At 58.0% G+C, this 21,652-nt stretch carries 19 protein-coding genes; 3 read left to right on the forward strand and 16 right to left on the reverse strand.

All coding sequences use genetic code 11. The annotated features are described in order from the left end of the window. Positions 1 to 57: 57 nt before the first annotated feature. The 13 genes from nuoL to EHO01S_RS02755 all read right to left on the reverse strand — a co-directional run bounded on the left by nuoL (position 58) and on the right by EHO01S_RS02755 (position 14,639). Positions 58 to 1,902, reverse strand: a complete 1,845-nt coding sequence (gene nuoL, locus EHO01S_RS02695; protein ID WP_024522514.1) for an NADH-quinone oxidoreductase subunit L — start codon at positions 1,900 to 1,902, stop codon at positions 58 to 60. Next, the gene (nuoK, locus tag EHO01S_RS02700; RefSeq protein WP_005288207.1) at positions 1,899 to 2,201 is read right to left on the reverse strand and encodes an NADH-quinone oxidoreductase subunit NuoK; all 303 of its coding nucleotides are present in this window, start codon (positions 2,199 to 2,201) and stop codon (positions 1,899 to 1,901) included. Before nuoK ends, nuoL begins: the two co-directional genes overlap by 4 nt. Beyond that, entirely contained in the window at positions 2,198 to 2,770 is a 573-nt protein-coding gene (gene nuoJ / locus EHO01S_RS02705) for an NADH-quinone oxidoreductase subunit J (protein WP_024522515.1), read from the reverse strand. Before nuoJ ends, nuoK begins: the two co-directional genes overlap by 4 nt. Before the next feature lie 10 nt (positions 2,771 to 2,780). Further along, entirely contained in the window at positions 2,781 to 3,323 is a 543-nt protein-coding gene (gene nuoI, locus EHO01S_RS02710) for an NADH-quinone oxidoreductase subunit NuoI (RefSeq protein WP_005288223.1), read from the reverse strand. 20 nt (positions 3,324 to 3,343) lie between these two features. Continuing rightward, positions 3,344 to 4,318 (reverse strand): NADH-quinone oxidoreductase subunit NuoH, encoded by a 975-nt coding sequence (nuoH, locus tag EHO01S_RS02715; RefSeq protein ID WP_024522516.1) that lies wholly within the window; start codon positions 4,316 to 4,318, stop codon positions 3,344 to 3,346. Further along, complete coding sequence (gene nuoG / locus EHO01S_RS02720; RefSeq protein ID WP_024522517.1) at positions 4,315 to 7,050, reverse strand: NADH-quinone oxidoreductase subunit NuoG; 2,736 nt, start codon at positions 7,048 to 7,050, stop codon at positions 4,315 to 4,317. The genes nuoH and nuoG overlap by 4 nt, the downstream gene beginning before the upstream one ends. A 61-nt stretch (positions 7,051 to 7,111) precedes the next feature. Beyond that, positions 7,112 to 8,458, reverse strand: coding sequence for an NADH-quinone oxidoreductase subunit NuoF (gene nuoF / locus EHO01S_RS02725; RefSeq protein WP_024522518.1), 1,347 nt, complete (start codon positions 8,456 to 8,458; stop codon positions 7,112 to 7,114). Next, positions 8,455 to 8,955 (reverse strand): NADH-quinone oxidoreductase subunit NuoE, encoded by a 501-nt coding sequence (nuoE, locus tag EHO01S_RS02730; protein ID WP_024522519.1) that lies wholly within the window; start codon positions 8,953 to 8,955, stop codon positions 8,455 to 8,457. Before nuoE ends, nuoF begins: the two co-directional genes overlap by 4 nt. A gap of 2 nt (positions 8,956 to 8,957) precedes the next feature. After that, positions 8,958 to 10,754 (reverse strand): NADH-quinone oxidoreductase subunit C/D, encoded by a 1,797-nt coding sequence (gene nuoC / locus EHO01S_RS02735; RefSeq protein WP_024522520.1) that lies wholly within the window; start codon positions 10,752 to 10,754, stop codon positions 8,958 to 8,960. Positions 10,755 to 10,854: 100 nt separating this feature from the next. After that, complete coding sequence (locus EHO01S_RS02740; protein ID WP_024522521.1) at positions 10,855 to 11,529, reverse strand: NuoB/complex I 20 kDa subunit family protein; 675 nt, start codon at positions 11,527 to 11,529, stop codon at positions 10,855 to 10,857. 54 nt (positions 11,530 to 11,583) lie between these two features. Further along, the gene (locus EHO01S_RS02745) at positions 11,584 to 12,024 is read right to left on the reverse strand and encodes an NADH-quinone oxidoreductase subunit A (RefSeq protein WP_024522522.1); all 441 of its coding nucleotides are present in this window, start codon (positions 12,022 to 12,024) and stop codon (positions 11,584 to 11,586) included. Between the two features lie 617 nt (positions 12,025 to 12,641). Beyond that, complete coding sequence (locus EHO01S_RS02750) at positions 12,642 to 13,571, reverse strand: LysR substrate-binding domain-containing protein (protein WP_024522523.1); 930 nt, start codon at positions 13,569 to 13,571, stop codon at positions 12,642 to 12,644. A gap of 393 nt (positions 13,572 to 13,964) precedes the next feature. Further along, positions 13,965 to 14,639, reverse strand: coding sequence for a TVP38/TMEM64 family protein (locus EHO01S_RS02755; RefSeq protein WP_024522524.1), 675 nt, complete (start codon positions 14,637 to 14,639; stop codon positions 13,965 to 13,967). Between the two features lie 144 nt (positions 14,640 to 14,783). Between EHO01S_RS02755 and EHO01S_RS02760 the strand changes: the two genes are divergently transcribed. Next, positions 14,784 to 16,073, forward strand: a complete 1,290-nt coding sequence (locus tag EHO01S_RS02760; RefSeq protein WP_024522525.1) for a rhodanese-like domain-containing protein — start codon at positions 14,784 to 14,786, stop codon at positions 16,071 to 16,073. Positions 16,074 to 16,083: 10 nt separating this feature from the next. On the opposite strand, the gene EHO01S_RS02765 is transcribed toward EHO01S_RS02760, so the two are convergent. Then, complete coding sequence (locus tag EHO01S_RS02765; RefSeq protein ID WP_024522526.1) at positions 16,084 to 16,722, reverse strand: CDP-alcohol phosphatidyltransferase family protein; 639 nt, start codon at positions 16,720 to 16,722, stop codon at positions 16,084 to 16,086. Then, positions 16,715 to 17,299: a carboxymuconolactone decarboxylase family protein gene (locus EHO01S_RS02770; protein WP_024522527.1), complete on the reverse strand. Its 585-nt coding sequence runs from the start codon at positions 17,297 to 17,299 to the stop codon at positions 16,715 to 16,717. The genes EHO01S_RS02765 and EHO01S_RS02770 overlap by 8 nt, the downstream gene beginning before the upstream one ends. A 279-nt stretch (positions 17,300 to 17,578) precedes the next feature. On the opposite strand from EHO01S_RS02770, the gene EHO01S_RS02775 reads away from it, so the two are divergent. Both EHO01S_RS02775 and yfbR read left to right on the forward strand, forming a co-directional pair. Next, positions 17,579 to 18,799 (forward strand): pyridoxal phosphate-dependent aminotransferase, encoded by a 1,221-nt coding sequence (locus tag EHO01S_RS02775; RefSeq protein WP_024522528.1) that lies wholly within the window; start codon positions 17,579 to 17,581, stop codon positions 18,797 to 18,799. An 84-nt stretch (positions 18,800 to 18,883) separates the two neighbouring features. Further along, positions 18,884 to 19,489 carry a 5'-deoxynucleotidase gene (gene yfbR / locus EHO01S_RS02780; RefSeq protein WP_024522529.1) on the forward strand — a complete coding sequence of 202 codons (606 nt, stop codon included), beginning with the start codon at positions 18,884 to 18,886 and terminating at the stop codon, positions 19,487 to 19,489. A gap of 31 nt (positions 19,490 to 19,520) precedes the next feature. On the opposite strand, the gene EHO01S_RS02785 is transcribed toward yfbR, so the two are convergent. After that, positions 19,521 to 21,362 (reverse strand): SLC13 family permease, encoded by a 1,842-nt coding sequence (locus EHO01S_RS02785; RefSeq protein WP_024522530.1) that lies wholly within the window; start codon positions 21,360 to 21,362, stop codon positions 19,521 to 19,523. Between the last annotated feature and the right edge of the window lie 290 nt (positions 21,363 to 21,652).

Here is a 21,652-nt window from a genome sequence, read left to right on the forward strand (position 1 = left end):
AATACATTCAAACGGAGGAGACGAGGGTCGTCCCCTCACCCGCTTTAACGTGCTTCACTAAACCAATAACAACAGCGCCAAAACGACCACTGCCCCCATACCCATCGATGCGGCATACCAACGCAGTTGGCCGTTTTCACTGACCACCAGCACGCGATTACCCAGACGCGCCACCCAGCCACACAGGTTCATCAGGCGATCGAATGGATCGCGGCGCACCAGCCAGGCGACGGCCTTAAACGGCTGAATAAAGATCCGCTGGTACAACCAATCAAAACCCCAGGCATGGAACCACCAGGTCGACAAGAAGCGTCCCGGCGCACTGGCGGCAATCTGGTTGACCCACTGACGCTGCCCCAGGTAGAGACGCGCCGCCAGCAGTAACCCGGCGATGGCGACGATGGCGGAGGCGATCTCCAGCGTCATCTTGCCGCCCTCGCCCTGCGGCATGGCCGGCAGGACCCCGGCCAGCGGCGGCGTGATCAATGCACCGACGAAGGTCGACAGGATCATCAATACGATCAACGGCAGATTGTGCGTCCACCCCTTGACCTCATGGGCCTGGGTATGCGCCTCGCCGTGGAACACGATGAAGATCATGCGGAAGGTATACAGAGAGGTCAGGAAAGCGCCCGCTAGCCCGGCCATCATCAGGTTAACATGGCCGGAGGCCAGCGCTCCCCACAGGATCTCGTCCTTACTGTAGAAGCCGGCAGTGATCAACGGCAACGCCGCCAAAGCCCCGCCCCCCACCAGGAAGCACAGATAAGTCAACGGCAGTTTATGACGCAGACCGCCCATCTTGAAGATATTCTGTTCATGATGGCAGGCCAGGATCACCGAGCCGGAGGCCAGGAACAGCAGCGCCTTGAAGAAAGCATGGGTCATCAGATGGAAGATAGCCGCATCCCAGGCCTGCACGCCCAACGCCAAGAACATGTAGCCTATCTGGCTCATGGTGGAGTAGGCCAACACGCGCTTGATGTCCGTCTGCACCAGAGCGGCGCAGCCGGCCAGCACCAGCGTCACCGCGCCGATGATCCCCACCAGGTGCAGCACCTCCGGTGCCAGCACGAACAGGCCATGAGTGCGGGCGATCAGGTAGACCCCCGCCGTCACCATGGTCGCGGCGTGGATCAATGCGGAGACCGGCGTCGGACCGGCCATCGCGTCGGCCAGCCAGGTCTGCAACGGTAGCTGTGCCGACTTACCCACCGCGCCTCCCAGCAGCATCAGGGTCGCCCAGGTGATCGCCGGGGAGCCGACCGCCAATTGCTGCGGAGCCAGCACCATCAGTTCACGGATATTCAGGGTCCCCAACTGGTGATAGAGAATGAACAGGCCGATAGCCAGGAAGACGTCGCCGACGCGCGTGACGATGAAGGCCTTCATCGCCGCCGCCCCGTTATCTGGATTGGTATAGTAGAAGCCGATCAGCAGATAACTACACAGTCCCACCCCTTCCCAACCGAGATACATCAGCATCAGGTTATCCGCCAGTACCAATACCACCATGCTGGCGATAAACAGGTTGGTATAGGCGAAGAAGCGGGAATAGCCCTCCTCACCACGCATATACCACGAGGCGAACAGGTGGATCAGGAAGCCAACCCCGGTGACCACCGACAGCATGGTCAACGACAGCCCATCCAGGCTCAGGGTCACCGGGATAGTGAAGTTGCCAACGGCCATCCAGTTCCACAGGTGCTGGTTATAGACGAAACCGCCGCCTTGATCCGCCGTCAGGAAGTCAAAGCCAACATACAGGGTGACCAGGGCGGCCAGCCCGACGGAGCCAACCCCGATGATCGCCGTACTATTCTCTGACAGCCGGCCACGCGAGAAGGCCAGGATCAGGAACCCGAGCAACGGCAGCAGAATGGTTAAATAGAGTAGGTTCATCCGCGCATCTCACTGACAGTATCAATATTCAGGGTGTTGCGGCGACGATGCAACTGGAGCAACAGCGCCAAACCAATGGAGGCCTCCGCCGCCGCCAGGCTGATCGCCAGGATATACATCACCTGGCCGTCGGCCTGGCCCCACACGCTACCGGCCACCACAAAGGCCAACGCCGCCGCATTGATCATGATTTCCAGACTGATCAACATAAACAGCAGGTTGCGCCGGATTAACAAACCGGTTAGCCCCAGCACGAACAGAATGGCTGCCAAAATCAGCCCATGTTGTAACGGGATCATGCGCGCTCCTCCGCTTTATTGCGCGGCGTGCTCGCCGCGCCGCCCTGAGTCGAGTTCTGATTGCTCAGAACCTCGCCCTGACGATGTTCACGACCGATATGGAAGGCCACCACCAGCCCGGCTAACAGCAACATGGAGACCAGCTCCACGGCCAGCACATAGGGCCCGAACAGAGCGATCCCCACCGCCTTGGCGTCCACGACCTGGCCGCTGATCGTCCCACCTTGCAGGGTCGAAATCGCATACAGCACCACCAGCAGCAGGATCAGCGTCAACAACGCCGGGCCGATCCACACCCCAGGACGCAGCCAGGCACGCTCCTGTTCGACCACCGAGTGACCCAAGTTGAGCATCATCACTACGAAGACGAACAGCACCATGATGGCACCGGCATAGACGATGATCTCCAACGCCCCGGCGAAATAGGCACCGAGGGAGAAGAACACCGCCGCCACCGCCAGCAGTGAGACAATAAGATAGAGCAACGCATGTACCGGGTTGGTATGGGTGATCACACGGATCGTCGCCAACACCGCCACCAGCGCCGCCACATAAAAGGCAAATTCCATGCTCGGCTCCTTAGGGCAACAGACCTTTGACGTCGATCGGTTTGGCTTCGTTTTCGGCCTCGCCCTTGGCTTTGCCATCGATCGCCATACCGGCCATACGGTAAAAGTTGTAGTCAGGGTATTTCCCCGGCCCGGAAATCAGCAGATCCTCTTTCTCATACACCAGATCCTGACGCCGAAATTCCCCCATCTCGAAATCTGGGGTCAGCTGTAGCGCCGTGGTCGGGCACGCCTCCTCGCACATGCCACAGAAAATGCAGCGCGAGAAGTTGATGCGGAAGAATTCTGGATACCAGCGGCCATCCTCGGTCTCCGCCTTCTGCAACGAGATACAGCCGACCGGGCAAGCGACCGCACACAGGTTACAGGCCACACAGCGCTCCGCCCCGTCTGGATCGCGCGTCAACACGATGCGGCCACGGTAACGCGGAGGCAGGTAAACCGGCTCCTCCGGATACATTTTGGTTTCGCGTTTGGCGAAAGCATGCAAGCCGATCATCCACAGGCTGCGTACTTGGGTGCCGAAACCAACCACTAACTCTTTCAATGTCATGGTTACACTCACCCCTTTGACTAAGCGTGATACAAAATGACAGCCGCCGTGACCAGCAGGTTGATCAGCGTCAGCGGCAAACAAATACGCCAACCGAAGGCCATCACCTGGTCATAGCGGGGACGCGGCAGGGAGGCGCGTACCAGAATGAACATCACCATAAAGAAAGCGGTCTTGATGGCGAACCAGATAAACGGCGGCAGCCACGGGCCATGCCAACCGCCGAAGAACAAGGTAACGATCAACGCCGAGATGGTGACGATACCGATATATTCGCCGACGAAGAACAGACCGAACTTCATCCCGGAGTATTCAATATGGTAACCGTCGGCCAACTCTTGCTCAGCCTCAGGCTGATCGAACGGGTGACGGTGACACACCGCCACGCCGGCGATGATGAAGGTCAAGAAGCCGAAGAACTGCGGAATGATGTTCCACAGATGGGTCTGCGAATCGACGATCACCTGCATGTTGAAGGAGCCCGCCTGCGCCACCACGCCCATCAGCGACAGACCGAGGAATACCTCGTAACTCAGGGTCTGTGCCGAGGCGCGCATCGCCCCCAACAGCGAGTATTTGTTGTTGCTCGACCAACCGGCGAACAGCACCGCATACACCGCCAGCCCCGCCATCATCAGGAAGAACAGGATACCGATGTTCAGATCGGCCCCCATCCAACCCGGCGCTACCGGCACGATGGCGAAGGAGAGCAGCAGTGAGCAGAAGGCGATCATCGGTGCCAAGGTGAAGATCAAGCGATCGGTGAACGGCGGAACCCAATCCTCCTTGAAAAACATCTTGATCATGTCTGCCACCAACTGCAATGAGCCCCCCCAGCCCACACGGCTTGGCCCGTAGCGGTTCTGGAACAGCCCCAGCAAGCGCCGCTCGCCGAAGCTCATAAAGGCCCCACAGGTGACCACCACCAGCAGGATCACCACAGCCTTCAGCACGGTGAGAAGGATCTCCACCGAATCCGGCGTTATTACGCTCATAGCGCAGCCTCCCGCATTGAATCCACTTTAACGCCGTTCAGTACCGGCGATATCCCTGGCATGCCCAATGGCAAGCCGACCTGACCCGGTTGCAGCCGTGGGCTGATCTGCAACGGCAGACGCAACGCCTCGCCGGCGCAGGTTACCTCGATCAGCGCACCTGCTTGCGCGCCCATGCGCGCGGCATCCTCCGGACTGACACGGACGCAGGCCTGCGGCATGCGCTGCTGGATCACCGGGGCACGCTGGGTCAGCTCGTCACTGCCAAACAGGTGGTAGTACGGGGCGATCACCCAGCCATGTACCTGGTATGCTGCCGGAACCTGAGTGAAATAAGGCAAACTCCCCGTGCCAGTCTCGATTAGACGCACCCCCGGATCGCCGAAACGCAGGTGGCTCCCCACCTCGTTTTGGAACTTGTTCCAAGCCTGCGGCGAGTTCCAGCCAGGAGCCCAGGCAAAGGCAAACTCTTGACGCTCAGCCTGCGGCGCACTGTAGCCCTCCATCGAGAAGGCGAAAGCGGTATCTTTATCCTGCGGCTGGCGCTGCTCATGCACGTTAATGTTGGCCAGCATCGAGGTACGCCCGCTGTAGCGGTGCGGTTCACGCGCCAACTTCTGCCCACGGATACGAAAAGCAGCATTAGGCGCCGCGTCGACCATACCGGCAAACTGCGGACAGGCCTGCACGCAGTCGGCGATCACCTGATCGAGCTGGGTCCAATCCGGCGCCTGCCGACCGGCGCTGACACGCAGGGCATGTAACCAACGCCACCCCTCCAACATGATGGTCGGTGACTTCTTCTTCGGATCATCGTAAAACGCCGGATCGAATACCTGGAAGAAACGCTGCGCACGCCCCTCCTGGTTGACCAGCGTTCCGTCGCTTTCGGCGAAGCTTGCCGCCGACAACACCAGATCGGCGTGCTCCATGATGGCGGTACGCTGATGGTCGATGACGATCACGCCGTTGGCCTTGGCCAAGGCTGCATCGACGCGCGCACGCGGCGCATGACGGTAGAGATCGTTTTCCAGCACGATCGCCGTGTCGGCATAGCCCTGCTCCAACTGTACCAACGCATTATCCAGCGAGGAGGCCTCCAACATCGCCAGCCCCATGCTATTCGCCTCAGCCGGTACAAAGGTGATGCCGACCTCCAGCTCACGCTGTTTCAAGGCGCGCGCCACGTTAGCCGCCGCCTCGATCATCGGGGTATAGCCCGCACCGCTACCGGTGACAATCAGCGGCTTGCGCGCGCCAGCCAGCGCCTGGGCGATGATATCGACCTGACGTTGCACCTCGTCCGACAACCCCTCGACCGCCGGGGCGGCAGCATCCAAGGCATGGGCCACGGCGAAACCGAGGCGAGCCTGATCGGCCACCGGAGCACAGTAGTTAAGGGCGGCGATATCATCCAGACGTGTTTCATCCACACTGGTGATGAACAGCGGATACTTGGCATGCTGACCGATGTTCTGCACCGCGGCGATCTGCCAATCGGCCACTCGCTGGGCGGCGGCCATGGCCTGTGCCTTACCCTTCACCGCCTGACGCAGCGCCAGGGCGATACGCGCCGCCGTCTGGGTCACATCCTCACCGAGGATCAACACCGCATCATACTGCTCCATCTCGCGTAACGACGGCGTATAGATCCCCCCCTCACGCAACACCGACAGCATCAGGTTCAGGCGTTTCAGTTCGCCCACCTCGATGCCGCTATAGAAGTTTTCCGCCCCGACCAACTCACGCAGGGCGAAGTTGCTCTCCACACTGGCGCGCGGCGAGCCGATACCGATCACTTTCTTGGCGCGCCGCAGGATATCGGCCCCGCCTTGCAGCGCCTGCTCGGCGTTGAGCTCGATCCAGTCCTGACCACGCCGCTGTTGCGGACGGCGCGGACGATCCTTAAGGTTGACGTAGCCGTAGCCGAAGCGGCCGCGATCGCACAGGAAGTAGTGGTTCACGGTACCGTTGAAGCGGTTTTCGATACGGCGCAGTTCACCATAACGCTCGCCGGGGCTGGTGTTACAACCGACGCTGCACTGCTGGCAAATGCTCGGCGCAAACTGCATATCCCACTTACGGTTGTAACGCTCGGAGTGGGTCTTGTCGGTAAACACCCCGGTCGGGCAGATTTCCACCAGGTTGCCGGCGAACTCGCTTTCCAGCGTCCCGCTCTGCGGACGACCGAAGTAGACGTTGTCGTGCGCGCCGTAGACACCGAAATCGGTACCGCCAGCATAATCTTTGTAATAACGCACACAGCGGTAGCAGGCGATGCAGCGGTTCATCTCGTGGGAGATGAATGGCCCCAGATCCTGATTCTCATGGGTACGCTTGGTGAAACGGTAGCGGCGCAGACGATGGCCGGTCATCACGGTCATATCCTGCAAGTGGCAGTTGCCGCCCTCTTCACACACCGGGCAGTCATGCGGGTGGTTGGTCATCAAGAACTCGACCACGCTCTCGCGGAACTGTTTGGCCTCTTCATCATCGATGGAGATATAGGTGCCATCGGCGGCCGGCGTCATACAGGACATCACCAGACGCCCGCGGGTATCCTCGGCGTTCTGATACTGCTTCACCGCACACTGGCGGCAGGCGCCGACGCTGCCCAGCGCCGGATGCCAGCAAAAGTAGGGAATGTCGAGGCCGAGGGAGAGACAGGCCTGTAGCAGGTTCTCCGCCCCGTCGACGTCATACGCCTTGCCGTCTACATGTATTGTTGCCATTGACATGCTTCCAAAATAAGAAAACCTTATCCTGCCGCGCAACCGCGGCGACAGGATGCAATTACCAACGCGATTTCAGCAAGTTAGGCTGAATGCCACGAATCGGGTTGAGGTTGCCGACCGTCTCGCGGGCAATGCCAGCCTCGAACTCGTCACGAAAATATTTAATCGCGCTCTGCAACGGCTCCACCGCCCCGGGGGCGTGGGCGCAGAAGGTATGGCCCGGTGCCAACAGGCGGCACAGCTGCTCAAGGGTTTCGATATCCCCCGGTTGTCCCTCGCCGCGCTCCAAGGCGCGCAAGATCTTCAGCCCCCACGGCAGACCATCGCGGCATGGCGTACACCAACCGCAGGACTCTCGGGCGAAGAAGGATTCCAGGTTACACAACAGCGAAACCATGTTGACCTCATGGTCGACAGCCATCGCCAACGCGGTACCCAGGCGACTACCGGCCTTGCCGATGCTGGCGAAGTCCATCGGCAGATCCAGGTGTGCCTCGGTCAAAAAGTCGGTCCCCGCCCCGCCCGGCTGCCACGCCTTCAGCTTCAGGCCGTCGCGCATCCCACCGGCGTAATCCTCCAGGATCTCGCGCGCGGTGGTGCCGAAAGGCAGCTCCCACAGGCCGGGGTTCTTCACCCGTCCGGAGAAACCCATCAGCTTGGTGCCCGCATCCTGGCTCTTGCCGGCGGACAACCCCTGATACCAGGCGGCACCGTGTTCGACGATCGCCGGCACGTTGCATAATGTCTCGACGTTATTGACGCAGGTCGGCTTGCCCCAGACACCCGCCGAAGCCGGGAACGGCGGCTTGGCACGCGGGTTAGCCCGACGCCCCTCCAGCGAGTTGATCAATGCTGTTTCCTCGCCGCAGATGTAGCGCCCGGCACCGGTATGCACGAACAGTTCAAAGTCGAAGCCACTACCGAGAATATTCTTGCCCAGCAGCCCAGCCGCACGGGCTTCGGCGATCGCCCGGCGCAGGTTCTCCGCCGCCGTCACATACTCGCCGCGCAGGAAGATATAACCGCGGTAAGCCTTCAGCGCATAGGCGCCGATCAGCATCCCCTCCACCAGCAGGTGCGGCAACTGCTCCATCAACAGACGGTCTTTGTAGGTGCCCGGTTCCATCTCATCCGCATTGCACAGCAGGTAGCGGATATTCATGCTTTCGTCTTTGGGCATCAGGCTCCACTTCAGGCCGGTAGAGAAGCCCGCGCCGCCACGCCCTTTCAGGCCGGCATCCTTAACCAGCGTCACCACCTCATCCTGCGCCATCCCTTTCAGGGCGCGCGCGGCGGCCTGGTAACCATTCTTGGCACGATACTCCTCCAGCCATACCGGCTGTTTGTCGTCGCGCAGCCGCCAGGTCAACGGATGGGTCTCAGCGGTACGAATAATCTCTCTCATTTGTAACGCTCCAACAGTTCGATGGCGCGCTCAGGCGTCAGATGATCATGCAGATCCTCGTCGATCATCATGTTCGGCCCCTTGTCGCAATTCCCCAGGCAACAGGTTGGCAACAGGGTAAAACGGCCATCTTGGGTCGTCTCGCCCGGCTGGATATTCAGCGTCTTCTCCAGCGCCGCCTTGATCCCCTGATAACCGGTGATGTGACACACTACACTGTCACAGTAACGCACGATGTGGCGTCCGACCGGCTGGCGGAAGATCTGGCTGTAGAATGTCGCCACCCCTTCCACGTCGGCGGCCGGGATACCCAGTACCTCGGCGATGGCGTCGATGGCCGCATCCGGTACCCAGCCGTGCTCTTTCTGCACGATCTTCAACGCCTCGATCGAAGCGGCTCGCGGATCTTCGTAATGTTGGATCTCATGCTCAATCTCGGCGCGCGCGTTGGCGCTGAGCACGAAAACCGAATCCTTCTCCAATACGTTTTCTGTCATGGTTAGCGGTCCACATCTGACATAACAAAATCAATACTGCCGAGGTACACGATCAGGTCGGACACCAGACAGCCACGGATTACCGAAGGGATCTGCTGCAAATGCGCATAGCTCGGTGTACGGATACGCGTGCGATAACTCATGGTGCTGCCATCGCTGGTCAGGTAGTAGCTGTTGATCCCCTTGGTAGCTTCGACCATCTGAAACGATTCGTTGGCCGGCATCACCGGGCCCCAGGAAACCTGGAGGAAGTGGTTGATCAGGGTATCGATGTGCTGCAAGGTGCGCTCTTTCGGCGGCGGTGTGGTCAGCGGATGGTCGGCCTTGAACGGTCCCGCCGGCATGTTCTTCAGGCATTGATGCAGGATGCGCAGACTTTGACGCACCTCTTCCACCTTCAGCATCACACGGTCATAGCAGTCACCGTTGCTGGCGGTCGGGACTTCGAACTCGAAGTTCTCATAGCCGGAATAGGGACGCCACTTACGCACGTCGAAAGCGATGCCAGTGGCACGCAGGCCGGCGCCAGTGGTACCCCAGGCCAGCGCATCTTTGGCGCTATAGGCCGCCACGCCGACAGAGCGCCCCTTCAGGATGGTGTTCTGTAACGCTGCTTTAACATAGGAGTCCAGGCGCTTCGGCATCCACTCCAGGAACTCGCGTAACAGACGATCCCAGCCCTTGGGCAGGTCATGCGCCACACCACCGATACGGAACCAAGCAGGGTGCATACGGAAGCCCGTCACCGCCTCGACGATGTCATAGATCTTCTGACGATCGGTAAAGGCGAAGAATACCGGCGTCATGGCGCCAACGTCCTGGATAAAGGTAGAAATGTACAGCAGATGGCTATTGATGCGGAACAGCTCGGAGAGCATCACGCGGATCACCTTCACCCGCTCCGGTACCTCGATACCGGCCAGCTTTTCGACCGCCAAGACATAAGGCATCTCATTGACGCAACCGCCCAGATATTCGATACGATCGGTATAGGGGATGTAGCTGTGCCAGGACTGGCGCTCGCCCATCTTCTCGGCACCACGATGGTGATAGCCGATGTCCGGTACACAGTCGACAATGTCCTCCCCATCCAGCTGCAATACGATGCGGAAGGCACCGTGGGATGACGGATGGTTCGGCCCCAGGTTAAGAAACATAAAGTCTTCATTGGCGGTGCCGCGCTGCATGCCCCACTCTTCCGGGCGAAACTTGAGCGACTCCATCTCCAGATCCTGCTTCTGCTTGGTTAGCTCGAACGGATCGAATTCAGTGGCACGGGCCGGGTAGTCTTTACGCAGCGGGTGTCCCTGCCAGGTGCGCGGCATCAGCAGACGCGTCAAATGAGGATGACCGTCGAAGGTGATGCCGAACAGGTCGAAGGTTTCCCGCTCATACCAGTTGGCGTTAGGGAACAGACGGGTCACCGTCGGCAGATGCAGATCTTGCTCGGCCAGGGCGACTTTCAGCATAATGTCGCGGTTACGATCGATGGAAATCAGCTGGTAGAACACGGAGAAATCCGCCGCCGGCAGTCCTTGGCGGTGAGTTCTCAGGCGTTCATCCATACCGTGCAAATCGAACAGCATCACATAAGGCTTCGGCAACTGTTTCAGGAACGCCATCACCTCAAGCAACTGTTCACGCTTGACCCATACCACCGGCATGCCGGTCCGGGTCGGCTGGACGCTAAACGCCTCCGGCCCAAAGCGCTTGGTCAACTCCCCGATAACCGGATCGTCGAGATGGTCGTGGGTCTGCCACGCCGGCATCTCGCGATCGTGCGTCGTCGAATCTGTCATAATTTTTTATCACCACGCATTGAATGACACTTGCCACCGCCAGCGCGGGGCAAAACGGGCTAAAGGCCAACGGCAAACGCGGCGACCCGCCGCGTCGCGCTTAAATTTCGTCGGGGGTACGCAGGTTGGTCACCGCGATGCGCTCTGCTCGCTTGCGTTCACGCTCCGACTGCATGTTGGCGCGATAAACCCCTTGATCGCCCACCACCCAAGAGAGCGGCCGGCGCTCTTGACCGATCGACTCTTGCAGCAGCATCAGCGCTTGCATGTAAGCCTCCGGCCGCGGCGGACAACCCGGGATATACACATCCACCGGAATAAACTTATCCACCCCTTGCACCACGGAATAGATGTCGTACATGCCGCCGGAGTTGGCACAGGCCCCCATGGAAATCACCCATTTCGGCTCCAGCATCTGGTCATACAGGCGCTGGATGACCGGTGCCATCTTGGTAAAGCAGGTGCCAGCAACCACCATAAAGTCCGCCTGACGCGGCGAGGCACGTAAAACTTCCGCACCAAAACGCGCCACGTCATGCACCGCGGTGAACGATGTCACCATTTCCACATAGCAGCAGGAGAGACCGAAGTTGTAAGGCCACAACGAATTTTTGCGCCCCCAGTTGACCATATCGTGCAATGCATGATCGAGCTTGCCCATATAGACGCTGCGGTGCACGTGTTGCTCTAAGGGATCGCTTACAACCTCCTGTTTTTGCAGTGGGTAGCGATCATTGTCACCATCAGGATCGATGCGCGTCAGCGTGTAATCCATCTTTGTTGCCTCATATCTTGATAAAGCGGGTAAATCCTAGCGTCACACCCAGTGTTACTGCGGACGCTTATCGGTCATGACGATAGTACTTTCATGTGTAATACGGCGCTTAGAGCGGGCGGGGGTCCAATCCAGGGCACCGATACGCACCAGATAAAATAGGCCGGCCAGCAGCACCAAGATAAACAGGGCGGCTTCGGCAAAACCCAGCCAGCCGTTTTCACGCACGGAAACCGACCAAGCGTACAAATAGAGCGCCTCGACGTCGAAAATGACGAAAAACATGGCGACGAGATAAAATTTGGCGGAGAGACGCAACCGGGCTGAGCCGACCGAGTCGATACCGGATTCATAGGGGATATTTTTGGTGCGCGCGCGCGCCTTGCCCCCCAGAGCGTACGCCCCAAGCAACATGAACCCACACAGTCCGAGAGCGACGAGGACAAAAACGGCGAATGCCCAATGCTGGGCGATAACTTCAGTGGCTGTTGACATACTCTATGCTTACTCATTTAACGCGGTAGTTGCCGTTGCCGAATCGCTCCAGCCGGCAATCACCACAACGCCCAAGGGAAGGAAATCATCACAGGAGCGGCTGCTCGTTGGCCGATGCACCCACTGACACAGACAGCGTATGTATCCTGTGTGTTCTACTCTTCTTGATAACCTTTTGTCAACATTAGCAACGTTAAATGCAAGTCATGTTAACAAAAAATAAACATACGAACAGATTCTCGCACATCCAAACGTTGATCAGCAGTATAAAATACCCAATAAACGTGGCTGGAATGTAAAAAAACGTGAACGTATGGTTTCTACTATATCATTTATTGACGCCATGCCTGTCCATAGGATGAGGTATCTGCGACATTTTTATGATCTAGCGCACGTTTAATCCTGTGATGATATTAATAAAAATCGCGGTTTATTCCAGTCTAAATGACAACGCAGCGCTCCCTTACGCTTTATTGCGAATGATTTCTATTTATAAAATGAAAAGTCACGGGAGAGGAAAACAAGAGGAGAAAATAGGATAAACCGGCGCCGAGCGCCGGTAATATTCAATAAATTAATTATAGTGCCGAATAATATATCGTTTTATAGATAAACATTCACAATGCATTATCATCCGCTGGCGCAATCAATGCGAGTGATCCCGCGTCCAACGCCGAAGTCCCGCCCTCACGCAACGCATCGAACAAGGCCTGCGCCAAGGAATTGGTGCAGTGCGACGCCAGGCACAGGCTGTATTCGGTATCCGGCAAACGCGGCAACCCGTCAGCCTCCCCCAAAACGCGCAACGACGAGCTCATCATCTCGATCGGTCGCGCCGAGATCCCTAATCCTGCCTTTAACGCCGCGCGAAGGGCCGGCAAGGTGGTGGCGACATAGGCCAAGCGCCAAGGCCGCCCCTGTGCATCCAATGCCGCAGTGGCCAGATCGCGGTAGGCACTGGGTTCATCCAATACCACCAGATCCAACGGCGCACCGGGAGTAAAGTCATAGTCGGTAGCACAAAACCACACCGTCGGTGAGCGACGCAACAGCATCCCGGGTAATGCGGGCTCGCGTCGGCCGGTGTAAATCGCCATGTCGACTTCATTATTCAACAACATGAGGCGGATATCGGCGTTGCGCTGCATGCGCACATCGATCGCCAACTTAGGATAGAGTGCAGTAAAGCGGCCAAGCAGTTGTGGCAGAATGCTATCGGCGCTGTCATCGGTCGCACCGATCACCAATGTGCCTTGCAGATGGTCATTGAGCAATGAATAGCAAGCTTCGTCGTTAAAACGCAAGATCTTGCGGGCATAACTCAACAACTGGACGCCATGCTCAGTCAGATACTTATTGCGTCCCTGACGGGCAAATAGCTCTTTTCCCACCAACTGTTCCAGGCGCTGCATCTGCTGGCTCACAGCCGATTGGGTGCGTTGTACACAGGTTGCGGCGGCGGCGAACGTTTTTACGTCCGCAACAGCGACAAAGGTGCGTAGTAAATCCAAATCCAGATTGATGGGGGGACGTGGTCCGTTGCTCATATCTTTTCTCGTTATAAATCAAAAATAATTTACCCTGGCATTCTCGACAATAGGACAATCTTTAAGGTTAAGATTAGCCCGGCTAGAAATTGCAATAATTCACCTCAATCCCTAGCTAACAGAACGATAAAGATCACGCTACGTTATCAATAATTATGGCTGAAAATGACAAAGAAAACATAGGGGCAATCAACTACTTTTTTGCTGCAAAATACTACAAGGAATCGTGAACCTGCGGCAGAATGCCGCAATCAACACAATGATAATAAAGGGTTTTTTCTTTTACGGTAGATTCGACAGAATGAAAGCTTCGCCTATAGCGAACAGTTAAGAAAAGTTAATGCAATCCATATGCGCGATATCCTTTTAATGGTCAAGAAATATTAATTTAAATTAATCATTAGCCGTTGGCTGGTGCTTGATTGCGTAAATCATAATGCTTATTGCCGATAATACCAATAAGCCACAGACTATCATTTGCAAACTCCCGCTCAACATCGCACCGACATAGGAATAAATCAGCGTTGCCGGTAGTTGGCCGATCGCAGTCGCCAGCAGAAACTCCCCAAAGCCCATCGCAGTCAAACCGGCGGCATAACTCACGGCATCGAAAGAGACAAAAGGCAGTAGGCGGCAGATCAGCACGGTATAGCGGCCATAACGCTGAAAGAAGCGATCGCAACGCTGCAACGTTGGTGCGGCGAGCCAACGCGCCAGCGCATCGCGCCCTAATAGACGAGCAAGGACAAAGCAAACGGCTGCCGCCACTGTGGCGCTAAACCATGAGAGCAAAGCCCCCTGCCACCAGCCAAACAAGGCGGCGTTAGCCAAGGTGATGACAAAGGCGGGCAAGGGGGCGGCCAAGGCCTGAAAAAGCATCAGGAAAAAAGAGACCACCATCGCCCAGGGGCCGAAACTACGCAGGTAGCCAAGCAACGCGTCGATATCCAATGACGCCAGCAATTGCCAGATCTGCGCCAGTTGTTGATGCATGGCGCTTCCCCCGGCCAGCAACAGCGCGGCGATCAGCGCCAGCGCGATGAGTCCCCTTTTCATTCCGTTCGACATCGCCTCTCTCACTCTCTCACTCGGCCAAATCGCCAGCGACGTGTCACCCGCGCCAAGTTAGCAGGCTAACGACTGTGCGTTTAACGCGGATTGGTGTAGCATCGCCCACTCTCTCGCGTACTTTTGTATGATGGATAATGGTGTATGAAACCGTTCTTTGCACTGCTCGCCGCCCTATGGCTGACCCTTTCGCTGAACGCCAGCGCCGCCACCCAGGCACTGCCGCTCACCGCCCTCCAGGCACAACAGGGGGTCATCATCGATACCCGCCCCAGCGCCTTCTATAATGGCTGGCCCGCTCAGGGCCTCTCCGGTCATGAACCCGGAGCCCTGAATCTGGCCGCCAGTTGGTTGCCGCAGATGAATGAGGAGCAACTGCGCCAGTGGGCCGATGCCCACCATATCACGCCACAACAAACCCTGGCGCTGTATGGCAACCCAGCCGAGATCAGCGCGGTAACGCAACGCCTCACTCAGCTTGGTTTCCACCATGTCACCACGCTAAGCGATGCCCTGACACAACCGGCACGCTTGCAGCGCCTGGCACATTATGAACAGCTGGTCTACCCACAGTGGATCGCCGATCTGCAACAGGGTAAGCCGGTCGCCAACGCTCCGCACGGAGCATGGAAGCTGTTCGAGGCGGCCTGGGGGGCGCCGAAACAGTATCTGCTCAGCCATATTCCCGGAGCCGGTTACATCGACACCAATACGGTAGAAAGCGAACCGCTGTGGAATAAAGTCCCCGACGCCCAATTGAAGGCATTGCTGGCTAAACAAGGCATTCGCCATGATACCACCGTGATCCTCTACGGTCGCGACGTCTACGCCGCCGCCCGGGTCGCGCAGATCCTATTGTATGCCGGCGTACAAGATGTGCGCTTGTTAGACGGCGGCTTCCAAACCTGGCAACAAGCCGATTTGCCGGTCGAACGTGGCCTGCCCGCCGCCCCAACGCCAGCCCCCGACTTCGGTGCCCCGCTACCGGGCGCGCCGCAGTTGATGCTCTCGACGGCACAGGCCCGCCAACTATTAGGACGCCACGATGCCTCCCTGGTCAGCATCCGCTCTTGGCCGGAATTCATCGGCACGACCAGTGGTTATAGCTATATCAAGCCTAAAGGGGAGATCGCCGGCGCCCGTTGGGGCCACGCCGGAAGCGATGCGACCCATATGGAAGATTTTCACAACCCAGACGGTACCATGCGCTCTGCGGATGATATCGCCGCCATGTGGCGCGCCTGGCATATCACACCGAACCAACAGGTCGCTTTCTACTGCGGTACCGGCTGGCGCGCCTCCGAGGCCTTCATGTACGCCCGCGCCATGGGCTGGCCGCATATCGGGGTCTATGATGGCGGCTGGTACGAATGGTCCGCCAATCCGGCCAATCCGCAAGTGCACGGCGAGCGCGGCCCAGAGAGCAGTTGGTAATGCTCCCCCTCTAGGGCGTTGGCTCGCCCTTCCCCTGCGCCACTCGGCGCAGGGTATGATAGCCGCCCCAGATCCGCGTCAAGGTCGTAAACCAACATAAGGCACCGAACAGCCAGGCCAGCGGAGCGAACAACGTCGGCCAGAGACAAAACGCCACGAATAACGCGATAGTCTCCGTCCCCTCCGTCAATCCGCCTAAGTAATAGAACGACTTATGCGGATAGGCCAGCGTCTCTAGGCGATGTTTCTGCGCCAGCGCGGCGAAAGCCAAAAAACTGCTACCGGTGCCGATGAAGGCACAGAGCAACCAGGCGCCAGGCAAGGCATTATGCTGAGGATCGGCCAGGACAAAGCCTAACGGTACCAAGGCATAGAAGAGGAAGTCGAGGGAAATGTCCAGAAATCCGCCAGCATCGCTCAAGCCCTGCCGACGCGCCAGAGCCCCATCCAAACCATCGCATAATCGGTTTAGCCCCACCGCCAGCAGCGCCGCGCCATACTGTTGCATCACCAGCAGCGGCAGCGCCAGCGCCCCGATGGCGAAGCCCACCAGGGTCAAATGGTCGGCACGCAGGCCGCGACGATCCAAGCCTACGGCCAGGCGCGCCAGTACGGGTTTCAACGGGGGGTGCAGGTAACGATCAAGCATCTTCGCCCCCTGAGCGTCCCGTCGGTGGCGTACACAAACCTTGCGCGGGAATGGCTAACGCGGCGTTAAAACGCGCCGAGAGATTCTGAAACGCCACCAGCGCCGTCAACTCCGTCAGGGCGCGATCATCGAAATGACGGCGCAACTCTTGTTGCAATTCAGGCGTCACCTGCGGCGGCGTCGCAGTCACCGCATCGGCGTAAGCTAAGGCCGCGCGCTCGGCGCTCACGAAACAGTCGGCCTGTTGCCAGTCGGCTACCGCCAACACCTTCTCCAGCGATCCACTATGCTGCGCCAGTCGCAGGCTGTTGGCATCGATGCAGAAAGCACAATCGCAACGCTGGGAAACTCGGGTCATCACCAAGGCGCGCAGGCTAGGCGTCAGCGAGGATTGACGGCGTTCGAGATAACCGACAAACAGGGCGATCAGCCAAAATAGACGCGGGAAGCGCCCCCACCAGCGGACAGGATTCAGCACCATACCATAGTGGCGACGCTGTAGACGTAGCAACGGCATCAGACTAAACGGTAGCCGCGACAAGGGGGCCACCCACGGTACTTGGCTTGATTTTTTCACCCGATTCTCCCTCTACTGTTCTCTCAACTTTACGTAGCTCGACGCTGAAACCAAAATTAAATTCCGATCTATACACATATTTAAGTTAAAAACTTCACAAAAAAGCAGTAATTCCATTTTTTTTGCTAACAATTATGGCCAAATAATACTGTTTTGCACTAAAAACAGGCATCTGTCTTCTAAAGCCCGATCGTGGGGAGTACAGTATTTTGATTGCCGTGTCAGTAAGGACACCGATCCGTCAGCGGCAACGCTGAATCACATTAAGGCCATTGTGTTATGTCTCCGATTGAAAAATCCCATAAGTTGGACCACGTCTGTTACGACATTCGCGGCCCGGTACTGAAAGAAGCCAAACGTCTGGAAGAAGAAGGTAACAAAGTCCTCAAACTGAATATTGGTAACCCCGCCCCTTTCGGCTTCGAGGCCCCGGATGAAATCCTGGTCGACGTAATCCGAAACCTACCGACGGCGCAAGGGTACAGCGATTCTAAGGGACTCTACTCGGCGCGTAAGGCCATTATGCAACACTATCAGGCCCGCGACATCCATGACGTCACCGTCGAAGACATCTACATCGGTAACGGTGTTTCCGAACTGATCGTGCAGTCCATGCAGGCCTTACTCAACAGCAACGACGAAATGCTGGTACCGGCGCCCGACTATCCATTATGGACCGCCGCCGTGGCGCTCTCCGGCGGCCATGCAGTCCATTATCGCTGTGACGAGCAAGCGGACTGGTTCCCAGACATCGACGATATCCGCAGTAAAATTACCCCGCGCACCCGCGGCATTGTCATCATCAACCCCAACAACCCGACCGGGGCCGTCTACAGCAAGGCCTTGCTCGAACAGATCGTAGATCTGGCGCGGGAGCACAATCTGATCATCTTCGCCGATGAGATCTACGACAAGATCCTGTATGACGATGCCCAACACATCTCTATCGCTTCACTGGCCCCCGATCTGCTGGTGATCACCTTCAACGGCCTGTCGAAGACTTACCGTGTCGCCGGCTTCCGCCAGGGGTGGATGGTACTCAGTGGGCCGAAAAAGCACGCCAAAGGCTACATCGAAGGGCTGGAGATGCTGGCCTCCATGCGTCTGTGCGCTAACGTACCGATGCAGCACGCCATCCAAACCGCATTGGGCGGTTACCAGAGTATCAGCGAATTTATCTGCCCCGGCGGTCGTCTGTATGAACAGCGCAACCGGGCCTGGGAGTTGATCAACCAGATCCCCGGCCTCTCTTGTGTCAAGCCGCGCGGTGCGCTGTATATGTTCCCCAAAGTCGACACCAAGCGCTTTAACATCCACAACGACCAGAAGATGGTGCTGGATCTGTTGCTACAGGAGAAAGTCTTGTTGGTGCAGGGGACCGCTTTCAACTGGCCGGAGCCGGATCACTTCCGCATCGTCACCCTTCCCCGTGTGGACGAACTGGATAGCGCGATCCACAAGTTGGGGCGCTTCCTCGCGGGCTACCATCAGAAATACTGATCGACTACGGCGCCGACGGGCGCCGTACGCTTTTTTAGCGCATAATGGCAACACCCTTTCTATTGCGACAGGCATAACACCGCCATGAGTTCTAGCCAAAGTCACTTCTTCGCCCATTTGGCCCGTCTAAAGCTGATCAGCCGTTGGCCGCTGATGCGTAATGTGCGCACCGAAAACGTCTCCGAACACAGTCTTCAAGTCGCCTTCGTCGCTCACGCCTTAGCGATCATCAAAAATCGTAAATTCGGCGGTAGCGTGGATGCGGAGCGCGTAGCGTTACAAGCGATGTACCACGACGCCAGTGAGGTTCTCACCGGTGATCTACCGACACCGATCAAGTACTACAATCCGCAAATCGCTCACGAATATAAGAAGATCGAGGCGGTGGCGCAGCAGAAGTTGCTGGCCATGCTGCCTGCCGAGTTACGCCAAGACTTTCTACCCTTGATCGACGAGCGCCACTACCCCGAGGAGGAGCGCCAGATCATCAAGCAGGCCGACGCCTTATGCGCCTACCTCAAGTGTCTGGAAGAGCTCTCCGCCGGCAACCAAGAGTTTCTGTTGGCCAAAGCGCGCCTGGAGAAGACCCTGGCACAACGCCATAGCCCGGAGATGGACTACTTCATGACGGTATTCGTCCCCAGCTTCACGCTGTCACTGGATGAGATAAGCCAGGATACGCCGCTGTAAGCCGCTCCCCCCGCCAAACCGGGGGGCTCCCTCAGAATGGAAACAACCAGGGCACCACCGCCACGCTGAGTACCATCACCAACAGGGTGAAGGGGACGCCGACGCGGACAAAGTCACCGAAACGGTAGTTACCCGGCCCCAGAACCAGGGTATTCACCGGGGAAGAGACCGGGGTCATAAAGGCCGCCGAGGCGGAGATGGCGATGATAACGGCGAAAGGGTAAGGCGACAGTTGCAATTCACGCGCCACTGCGATGGCGATCGGCGCCATTAACACGGCGGTGGCGGTGTTAGAGATAAACAGGCCGATCACCGCACTCAGCACAAACAGACAGCCGAGAATACCGCGCGCGCCCAGGCCGCCGACGGCCTCGGTCAAGCCACGCACCGCCAGCTCGATGCCACCGGTCTTCTGCAACGCCAAGGCGAACGGCAACATACCGACGATCAGGATCAGGCTAGGCCAATGGATCGCCTTATAGGCGCTCTCCATATCGATGCAACGGAACTTCCCCATCAGCAGGCAAGCGATCAGGGCGGCGATCACATTGGGGATCTCCGCCGTGAGCATCATGGCGATCATCAACGCCAGACAGAACAGGGCATGGGGTGCTTGCGAGAGCGCCGGGACTTCGTCGTCGACCTCCGCCGGCAGGCTCAACACCACAAAATTACGCGCATTTTGCTGCAATTGACGCAACTGGCGGATCTGGCGCCAGCTACCGATCACCAACAGGATGTCCCCCATCTGTAGTGGCTCATCCACCAGTTTCCCTTCCAGCGCGCCGCCATTACGTCGAATGCCGACCACATTGAGCCCATAGCGGGTACGAAACGCTACCTCACGCAGAGTTTTACCAATCACCTCGGCTTCCGGCACCAGAGTGACTTCAGCCATGCCGACATCGCGCGCCTGCGCCGAAAAATACTCGCCGCGCAACACCATCGGCTCCAACCATTGCTCGGCGCAAAACGTGCGCACATCCACCTCAGGATCGGACATGTCGATCAATAACACGTCGCGCGCCTTCAACTCGGTATCGCCAAAGGCGCTCACCATCACCCGCCGGAACTTACGCCAGCGCTCGATGCCTACCACATTGGCACCATAACGCGCGCGGAGATGCAACTCATCCAAGGTATGACCGATCAACGGCGAACCGTGGCGCAACGCCAAGCGCCGAGCGCGCCCAGCCAGACGATAGTCACGGATCAGATCGCGGAAAGTACGCCGCTGCCAGTGCTCTTTGTCGGAGGATTGCGTCGTCGCGCCCAGCCAATGCCGCACCACCAACATGTAGCCGATGCCTAACAGCAGCACCATCACCCCGATCGGGGTAACGCTAAAGAAGCGTAAGCCGGAAAAGCCTTCGCGTACCAGTTCACTGCTGACGATCATGTTGGGGGGCGTCGCCACCAGGGTCATCATACCGCTGATCAATCCGGCGAAACTCAGCGGCATCATCAGGCGGCCCGGCGCGGTCTTCATGCGCGCCGCCACACTCAACACCACCGGAATAAAGATAGCCACCACCCCGGTCGAACTCATCACCGCCCCCAGCGTGGCGACCGTCGCCATCAACAGCACCAACATCTTGGCTTCGCTGTCACCGGCTACCCGCATCAACCACTCGCCGACCTGATAGGCGACACCGGTACGCACCAAGCCATCGCCGATCACGAACAAGGCAGCGATAAGCAACACATTGGGATCACTGAAACCGGCCGTCGCCTCGGCCAACGTTAGCGTCCCACTCAACACAAACGCCACGATGATCAGCAGGGCGACGACATCCATACGCAGCCGGTTGGTGGCGAACAGAATGATGGCAACCACCAACAGACTCAAAACCCACACTAACTGACCGTTCACGGGCTCTCCCTATTGCAATCCCTCTCCTGCCGTTGTTCCCCCACGAACGTAGGGCCTATCCATCAACCATGGATAACACAAACGGGTTAGCTATTATTCACTATGCCACAAAATAAGCGCGGGATGCAGGGGGATTTCATCCGCCTCGCCGTCCCCTGGCGGCAGGGAAAGGCGGCGCCAGCCCGTCGCATGCCACTACCCGTACGCCTATTGCCGTAATCCCCCTCGGCTAGCGGCGGCGGGTAAGCTGATCGCCTGCCTCGGCGCTCGCCCTGTTCTCTCATTCATCA

The organism is Edwardsiella hoshinae NBRC 105699 = ATCC 33379, assembly GCF_000474215.1.
Taxonomy (GTDB): domain Bacteria; phylum Pseudomonadota; class Gammaproteobacteria; order Enterobacterales; family Enterobacteriaceae; genus Edwardsiella; species Edwardsiella hoshinae.

What these genes read in the sequence shown, in the direction of transcription:
- nuoI (WP_005288223.1), bottom strand. Translation starts at nt 3,323, where the DNA reads ATGACATTGAAAGAGTTAGTGGTTGGTTTCGGCACCCAAGTACGCAGC.
- nuoF (WP_024522518.1), bottom strand. Translation starts at nt 8,458, where the DNA reads ATGAGAGAGATTATTCGTACCGCTGAGACCCATCCGTTGACCTGGCGG.
- nuoH (WP_024522516.1), bottom strand. Translation starts at nt 4,318, where the DNA reads ATGAGCGTAATAACGCCGGATTCGGTGGAGATCCTTCTCACCGTGCTG.
- EHO01S_RS02755 (WP_024522524.1), bottom strand. Translation starts at nt 14,639, where the DNA reads ATGTCGAACGGAATGAAAAGGGGACTCATCGCGCTGGCGCTGATCGCC.
- nuoG (WP_024522517.1), bottom strand. Translation starts at nt 7,050, where the DNA reads ATGGCAACAATACATGTAGACGGCAAGGCGTATGACGTCGACGGGGCG.
- yfbR (WP_024522529.1), top strand. Translation starts at nt 18,884, where the DNA reads ATGAGTTCTAGCCAAAGTCACTTCTTCGCCCATTTGGCCCGTCTAAAG.
- nuoC (WP_024522520.1), bottom strand. Translation starts at nt 10,754, where the DNA reads ATGACAGATTCGACGACGCACGATCGCGAGATGCCGGCGTGGCAGACC.
- nuoJ (WP_024522515.1), bottom strand. Translation starts at nt 2,770, where the DNA reads ATGGAATTTGCCTTTTATGTGGCGGCGCTGGTGGCGGTGTTGGCGACG.
- nuoE (WP_024522519.1), bottom strand. Translation starts at nt 8,955, where the DNA reads ATGACAGAAAACGTATTGGAGAAGGATTCGGTTTTCGTGCTCAGCGCC.
- nuoK (WP_005288207.1), bottom strand. Translation starts at nt 2,201, where the DNA reads ATGATCCCGTTACAACATGGGCTGATTTTGGCAGCCATTCTGTTCGTG.
- EHO01S_RS02765 (WP_024522526.1), bottom strand. Translation starts at nt 16,722, where the DNA reads ATGCTTGATCGTTACCTGCACCCCCCGTTGAAACCCGTACTGGCGCGC.
- EHO01S_RS02745 (WP_024522522.1), bottom strand. Translation starts at nt 12,024, where the DNA reads ATGTCAACAGCCACTGAAGTTATCGCCCAGCATTGGGCATTCGCCGTT.
- EHO01S_RS02760 (WP_024522525.1), top strand. Translation starts at nt 14,784, where the DNA reads ATGAAACCGTTCTTTGCACTGCTCGCCGCCCTATGGCTGACCCTTTCG.
- EHO01S_RS02750 (WP_024522523.1), bottom strand. Translation starts at nt 13,571, where the DNA reads ATGAGCAACGGACCACGTCCCCCCATCAATCTGGATTTGGATTTACTA.
- nuoL (WP_024522514.1), bottom strand. Translation starts at nt 1,902, where the DNA reads ATGAACCTACTCTATTTAACCATTCTGCTGCCGTTGCTCGGGTTCCTG.
- EHO01S_RS02775 (WP_024522528.1), top strand. Translation starts at nt 17,579, where the DNA reads ATGTCTCCGATTGAAAAATCCCATAAGTTGGACCACGTCTGTTACGAC.
- EHO01S_RS02740 (WP_024522521.1), bottom strand. Translation starts at nt 11,529, where the DNA reads ATGGATTACACGCTGACGCGCATCGATCCTGATGGTGACAATGATCGC.